Annotated in this window: 6 protein-coding genes; all 6 read left to right on the plus strand. The window is 51.9% G+C overall.

From position 1 onward, the window contains the following. Nucleotides 1-18 precede the first annotated feature (18 nt). Entirely contained in the window at nt 19-1,563 is a 1,545-nt protein-coding gene (atpA, locus tag HMPREF9453_RS06065; RefSeq protein WP_008859679.1) for a F0F1 ATP synthase subunit alpha, read from the plus strand. A gap of 5 nt (nt 1,564-1,568) precedes the next feature. Then, nucleotides 1,569-2,447 carry an ATP synthase F1 subunit gamma gene (gene atpG, locus HMPREF9453_RS06070; protein WP_008859680.1) on the plus strand — a complete coding sequence of 293 codons (879 nt, stop codon included), beginning with the start codon at nt 1,569-1,571 and terminating at the stop codon, nt 2,445-2,447. A gap of 30 nt (nt 2,448-2,477) precedes the next feature. Next, nucleotides 2,478-3,911, plus strand: coding sequence for a F0F1 ATP synthase subunit beta (gene atpD / locus HMPREF9453_RS06075; RefSeq protein WP_008859681.1), 1,434 nt, complete (start codon nt 2,478-2,480; stop codon nt 3,909-3,911). A gap of 3 nt (nt 3,912-3,914) precedes the next feature. Further along, nucleotides 3,915-4,334: a F0F1 ATP synthase subunit epsilon gene (locus HMPREF9453_RS06080; protein ID WP_008859682.1), complete on the plus strand. Its 420-nt coding sequence runs from the start codon at nt 3,915-3,917 to the stop codon at nt 4,332-4,334. A 133-nt stretch (nt 4,335-4,467) separates the two neighbouring features. Beyond that, a complete protein-coding gene (locus HMPREF9453_RS06085) occupies nt 4,468-5,157 on the plus strand; it encodes a hypothetical protein (protein WP_008859683.1) in 690 nt (229 codons plus the stop codon). Nucleotides 5,158-6,038: 881 nt separating this feature from the next. Then, a partial coding sequence (locus tag HMPREF9453_RS06090) for a UPF0236 family transposase-like protein (protein ID WP_008859684.1) occupies nt 6,039-6,731 on the plus strand: 693 nt, incomplete at its 3' end.

Here is a 6,731-nt window from a genome sequence, read left to right on the forward strand (position 1 = left end):
TGAGGTGACTTATAGGAAATGAAAATCAGTTCAGATGAAATCACATCTGTCATTAAAAAACAGATTGAAAACTACAAAGTAGACCTCAATGTCGATGAAGTTGGTACAGTCCTTGAAGTCGGCGACGGCATTGCCCATGTATATGGCCTGCAGAACTGCATGGCCGGCGAACTCCTTGAACTGCCGAACGGCGTTTACGGAATGGCACTGAACCTGGAAGAAAGCAACGTAGGTGCCGTACTTCTGGGTCACTCTGAAACCATTAAGGAAGGCGACACTGTTAAAAGAACAGGCCACCTTATGCAGGTACCGGTAGGCAACGCAGTTATCGGCCGCGTTGTAAACGCACTGGGCCAGCCGATTGATGGCAAAGGTGAAATCAAAACCGACGAATATCGCGACATTGAAATCAAAGCACCGGGTATTGCCGACAGACAGCCGGTTAATGTCCCCCTGCAGACAGGTCTTAAAGCTATCGACTCCATGGTTCCTATCGGAAGAGGCCAGCGTGAACTTATCATCGGCGACCGCGGCACCGGTAAAACAGCCATCGGCATTGATACCATTCTGAACCAGAAGGGTCAGAACGTCATTTGTATTTATGTATCCATCGGCCAGAAGAACTCCAACGTTGTTCGTGTATACGAAAAATTGAAGGCAGCTGGCGCCATGGATTACTCCATCATCGTCCATGCAGGCGCATCCGAAGGTTCCCCGATGCAGTACCTGGCACCATACTCCGGTGTCTCCATTGCAGAACACTTCATGCACCAGGGCAAAGATGTGCTCATCATTTATGATGACCTCTCCAAACACGCTGTAGCATACCGTGCCATGTCCCTGCTGCTCCGTCGTCCACCGGGACGTGAAGCATATCCGGGCGATGTATTCTATCTGCATTCCAGACTGCTGGAACGTGCAGCCCGCCTCTCCGATGCACTGGGCGGCGGCTCCATTACAGCACTTCCTATCATTGAAACCCTGGCAGGCGACGTAGGCGCATACATTCCGACCAACGTTATTTCCATTACCGACGGCCAGATTTACCTGGAAACCGGCCTCTTCTACTCCGGTGTCCGTCCGGCAATCAACGTAGGCCTCTCCGTATCCCGTGTAGGCGGCGCTGCCCAGATTAAAGCCATGAAACAGGTAGCCGGCACCCTCCGTCTGGACCTTGCCCAGTACAGAGAACTGGCAGCCTTTGCACAGTTCGGCTCTGACCTTGATCCGGCCACCAAAGCCCAGATCGACCGCGGCCAGAGAACCACCGAAATCCTGAAACAGCCGCAGTATTCCCCGTACCCCGTCGAAGACCAGGTACTGGCTATCTACATCGCTGTTAAAGGTGCCCTGGACGACATCGAAGTCAGCCAGGTCGTGGACTTTGAACACAAGTTCATTGATTTCATGCACAGCAGCCATCCGGAAGTTGGCGAAGACATTAAGAAGGCAAAGAAACTGACCGACGAAAATGAAGCCAGACTGAAAGATGCCATCGCTGAATTCAAAGACCGCTACAAAGCAGCTGAATCTGAAGAAAAGTCGGAAAAGAAAGAGGGGTGATCTGATTGGAAAGTACGCGTGATATAAAAGGGCGCATTAAGTCTGTCACCAACATCCAGCAGATCACAAAAGCAATGAAGATGGTAGCCGCTGCCCGTCTGCGCAAAGCAGAAGAAAAGGCAAACGGCTCCCGTCCCTATGCTGAAAAAATCGGAGAACTTCTGCGCCGGGCTTCTTCCGTAACCCCAGGCTTCACCAGCCCCCTCCTTGCGACGAGACCGGTGAAGAAGGTCGGCTATCTCATTATCAGCTCTGATAAAGGCCTTGCCGGCGCTTATAACTCCAACGTTATGAAGCGGACCATACAGGAAATCTCCGGTAAGGATCCGGCCAGCTACAGCATTTATATGTGTGGGAAACAGGGAAGAAATTTCCTGAAATTCCGTGGCTACGAACTGGCATCCTACCATTTCGGCTTTTCTGATAAACCATCCGCCCAGGACTCCATTGACATCGCCAAGGAAATGGTGAAATACTTCGTTGACGAAGATGTGGATGAAGTTTATCTTATTTACACGAAATTTATCACTGCCCTCCGTCAGCAGGTACGGTGCGACCGGCTTCTGCCGATTGAAACCCCCGATGACGGTGCGGCAGAAGGAGCAGCTGAAGAATCTGCTGCCAGCGATGAATACATGTTCCTCCCTGACGCAAACAAGGTTCTTTCCAAACTGCTTCCTGAATATGTACAGGTCCAGGTTTACAACGCCATGCTCCAGTCTGCCGCTTCCGAACTGGGAAGCCGTATGGCTGCCATGTCCGCTGCCACCGACAACGCAACCGAAAGAATCGCCGACCTCAACCTTACCTACAACAAAGCACGTCAGGCCCAGGTCACCAACGAAATTTCCGAAATTGTCGGCGGCGCAGCTGCGCTGGAATAACCTATATCGATTAAGGAGGAATGCTTCTTCATGGCAAATGAACAGGAGATGCAGGTGGGTAAAGTCGTCCAGATTATCGGCGCCGTTGTCGATATCGCCTTCGACGATGACAAAGAACTTCCTGCCATCTATAATGCAATCCATGTAAAAGACGACAAAGGCAGCGTTCCTGTAGATGTTATCTGTGAAACCATGCAGCACCTCGGCGACGGCGTCGTCCGCACCGTAGCCATGAGCTCCACAGATGGCATGGTACGTGGAATGAAAGCTGTCGACACCGGCCGTGCAATCGCTACCCCGGTAGGCGACGGCGTCCTTGGACGTATTTTCAACGTATTAGGCCAGACCGTAGATAAAGACCCCACACCGGTCAAAGCAAAAGACTACTGGCCCATTCACCGTCAGGCACCGGCCTTCAAAGACCAGTCCCCGGCAGCTGAAATTTTCGAAACCGGCATCAAAGTCGTTGACCTTATCTGCCCATACGCAAAAGGCGGTAAAGTAGGTCTGTTCGGCGGTGCAGGCGTAGGCAAAACAGTCCTGATTCAGGAACTGATTCACAACGTAGCATCCGAACATAACGGCTGCTCCGTATTCTGCGGCGTAGGCGAACGTACCCGTGAAGGCAACGACCTCTGGGGCGAAATGAAAGACTCCGGCGTATTAAACAAGGTAGCCCTTGTATACGGCCAGATGAACGAACCGCCGGGAGCTCGTATGAGAGTAGCCCTCACCGGCCTCACCATGGCAGAATACTTCCGTGATAAAGAACACCAGGACGTACTTCTCTTCGTAGATAACATTTTCCGTTTCGTACAGGCAGGCTCCGAAGTATCCGCACTGCTCGGCCGTATGCCATCTGCCGTAGGTTACCAGCCAACCCTGGCCACCGATATCGGCGAACTGCAGGAACGAATCACCTCCACCAAGGAAGGCTCCATTACATCCGTACAGGCAGTCTATGTACCGGCCGATGACCTCACCGACCCGGCTCCAGCTGGCGTATTCACCCATCTGGATGCTACCACCGTACTGAACCGTTCCATTGCAGAACTGGGTATCTATCCAGCCGTTGACCCCCTGGACTCCACTTCCCGTATCCTTGATCCGAACGTACTCGGCAAGGAACACTACGAAGTAGCCCGCGGCGTACAGGCTATTCTGCAGCGCTACAAAGAACTGCAGGATATCATCGCCATCCTCGGTATGGAAGAACTTTCCGACGACGACAAAGTCATCGTTGCCCGCGCCAGAAAGATTCAGAGATTCCTGTCTCAGCCATTCTTCGTAGCTGAACAGTTCACCGGTTCCCCAGGAAGATATGTACCGCTGAAAGAAACCATCAGAGGCTTCAAGGAAATCCTTGCAGGTCAGCATGATGATATGCCGGAAGGTGCATTCTACATGGTGGGCACCATTGATGAAGCAATCGAAAAGGCTGAAAAGATGAAGAAAGGGGAATAAGCCATGGCTGATACCCTTACTAATCCTATGCACGTGGAAGTCATCAGTCCTGACGGCGCCATCTACCAGGATGACGGCGTAGACATGGTGGTAGCCCGTGCAGAAGATGGCGAATTCGCTGTCATGAAACGCCATCTTCCCCTTGCTGCCGCTCTTTCCATGTGCGTTGTGCGCATTAAAAAAGCGGACCAGGAGGAAAGAATTGCTGTATTTGGCGGATTCCTTGAAACCAAGAACAGCAGAGTCAATGTCATTGCCCCGCTGGCTGAACTGGCGGAAAACATTGACGTAGCCCGTGCCCAGGCGGCTAAGAAGCGCGCCGAAGACCGGCTGGCCAGCCGCGCCGAAGATATCGACGTGGACCGCGCCAGACTGGCCCTCATGCGTGCCCTCATCCGTCTTTCCGCAACGAAAAGTCTCTAATTCCTACAAAGGAGCTGCAGATTTCTGCAGCTCTTTTGCTTTTGGAAAAAAAGGGCTGTGAAAAAATGATTTCCATTTTTTCACAGCCCCTTTTTTCATATGGTAAGATAAAGAAAAAGAAAGGAGCATGACCATGAGAAAACAACTCACCGCCTTCCTCACCGCCCTCTTCCTTCTTCTCTCCGGCGTCGCCGCCTGGGCAGACTACACCGAATGGAAAGACAGCAGCTATCCTTTTTCCGCAGCCAAAACCATTTACCTGGACCAGGTGGACACCGCCCAGGTGGAAAATCTCTCCCCTGTGGAAGAATGGAAACTGAAAGACACCTTCTACCGTAAAATTTCAAAAATCAAAGATATCACCATCCTCATAAAAGAACCAAAACCGGAAGGACATCTCGCCTCCGGCACCGGTACAGAAGACGCCCTCATAGGCGGCAGCGACACCGCCATTCCCAAAGAAGCCGTAGAAAAAGGAGCAGACATCTACATCCTGCCCCGGATCACCACCTGGCAGACAGACTCCTACCTGGTACCGGCCCATACAGAATGGAGAAATCGGGAAATCCGCGACGCCTGGCGCGATAAAGATGGAAGATGGCACGAATACTACCGCACCATCACCTACCCCGAATACGTGCCGGACTACTGGGTCCCCTATGCCGAAGTGACAGTCACTTTCGAATGGTACGACACCAAAACAGGCAGCCTCATTGCTTCCAGCGAAGACAAAAGACTGAGAGGGTCGGAAACCCATCCCGAAGACCTCTACGGACGAATCGTGGACCGGTTTATTAAAAATATGAAGAAGACCCTGGGATAGGGGCGGCGGTCGGCTTATGGACAAGCCCCTGTGGGGCTTGAGGGTTGACGGCCCGCTGGGCCGAAGGTTCTTAAGGGGCTTAAGTTTGACGCGCCTTTGACGCGAGGGGTGTTGTAGGGCGCCTCTAAATTATAGAAGGCGCCAGTTTGTATAAAACCTTAACAACCGCCCTGCGGTCGTCGGAAATGCAATCCCCCTTTGGTGGCTGGCGTCACCACCTTGCCCGGTGGGGAGCATGTCACTGGATTCGCGGGTCGCGGGGCTCCCCTATGAATCCAGTTCCTTTGTCACCCCCGCAGTTCGGTGGCACAATAACCCGTGCTTACTGCAGAGCCAGAGACGCTTACGAAGAGAGGTTTCGAGGTGTTTTATTCTGCCCCCTGAACAGGGGGAAGTCCGGCCCAGCCGGATAGGGGGAGGCGAGCGCAGCGAGCCAATCAGCAGAATTGTTTTTCATGCCATATGACACTGAAAGTAAATCCCGTAACGCTGACTTTATAAGCATTGCCCCCTAAAGGGGAAACGACTCACTACATTTTGCGCGTCGCTAGCGCTCCTTCAAAATGTGTTCTCTGTGCACCGTAGGGCAATCCACAACCCTCGGGGCCGAAGGCCCCGTCAAACTTAAGAACCCTCCGGCCCATAGGGCCGGTCCATCTTAAGAACCCTTTTCCACAACCCCTCTACACAACCCGCCGCCGACAGGCGGCCATAACCTTCGGGCCAAAGGCCCGTCAACCCTCACACCGAAGGTGTGTCCCTTAGTGTAAAATTTTACTCGGTAGGGGAATTTTCCAGAAACAATAAAAGAGGAAAGCCTCCCCTTGAGTGGAAATGTTATAATTTCCGTGCACAAATAAAACAAAGAAAGGGCTTTCCTCATGGATATTATAACAAAAACTGGAGAAATTTGGAGTGAAAATGCAATTGGAGCAGTCATTTCTATCATCAAGGAATCTGATGATTCTATTGAGTCTGAAAGGAAGCTAACTCATTGGCTCACTGAAATGAACTGTCAGCTTATAGCTATGGCCCTGGCGCGTATTGACACTGAGCTGTATCAGATTTACAAGGTACAGGGGTGGCGTGTGGCACGCCGGGACTCTAGGACGATTTGCTGCCGCTATGGAGAGCTGACCTATGCTCGAAGACTTCTGCAGAAAGATGGGAAGAGCTTCTATCCCCTGGACCGTAAAATGGGCTTTGAGCCCAGAAAACACTACAGCTTGGGAATGATTGAGCGGATTGTCGAAGCTGTCGCAATTACCACATCTCGCAGTGCCAGCGAACTCCTGCAAAGCCTGGCAGGGATTACCATCTCCCATCAGTCCGTTATCTCACTCAAGAATTATGCCGGTAAGAAGGCAAAGGCTTATGAAAAAGCATTGGCAGAAGAGGAAAAGGTTGAAAAGCCGACACAGCCGGAAATTATAGCGATTGAAGGAGATGGAATTGTACTCAAGAACAAGGAGAAAGGCGGCGTTTCGGAAGTGCACCGCCTCCAGGTATATGAGGGGGTCAGGAAAAATGGCAACAGGACAGAACTGGTAGGACTTCGCTGCTTTGCATCTACC

The organism is Dialister succinatiphilus YIT 11850, assembly GCF_000242435.1.
Taxonomy (GTDB): Bacteria; Bacillota; Negativicutes; order Veillonellales; family Dialisteraceae; genus Dialister; species Dialister succinatiphilus.

Coding starts and splice junctions, on each gene's coding strand:
- atpA (WP_008859679.1), top strand. CDS start 19: ATGAAAATCAGTTCAGATGAAATCACATCTGTCATTAAAAAACAGATT.
- HMPREF9453_RS06080 (WP_008859682.1), top strand. CDS start 3,915: ATGGCTGATACCCTTACTAATCCTATGCACGTGGAAGTCATCAGTCCT.
- atpD (WP_008859681.1), top strand. CDS start 2,478: ATGGCAAATGAACAGGAGATGCAGGTGGGTAAAGTCGTCCAGATTATC.
- HMPREF9453_RS06085 (WP_008859683.1), top strand. CDS start 4,468: ATGAGAAAACAACTCACCGCCTTCCTCACCGCCCTCTTCCTTCTTCTC.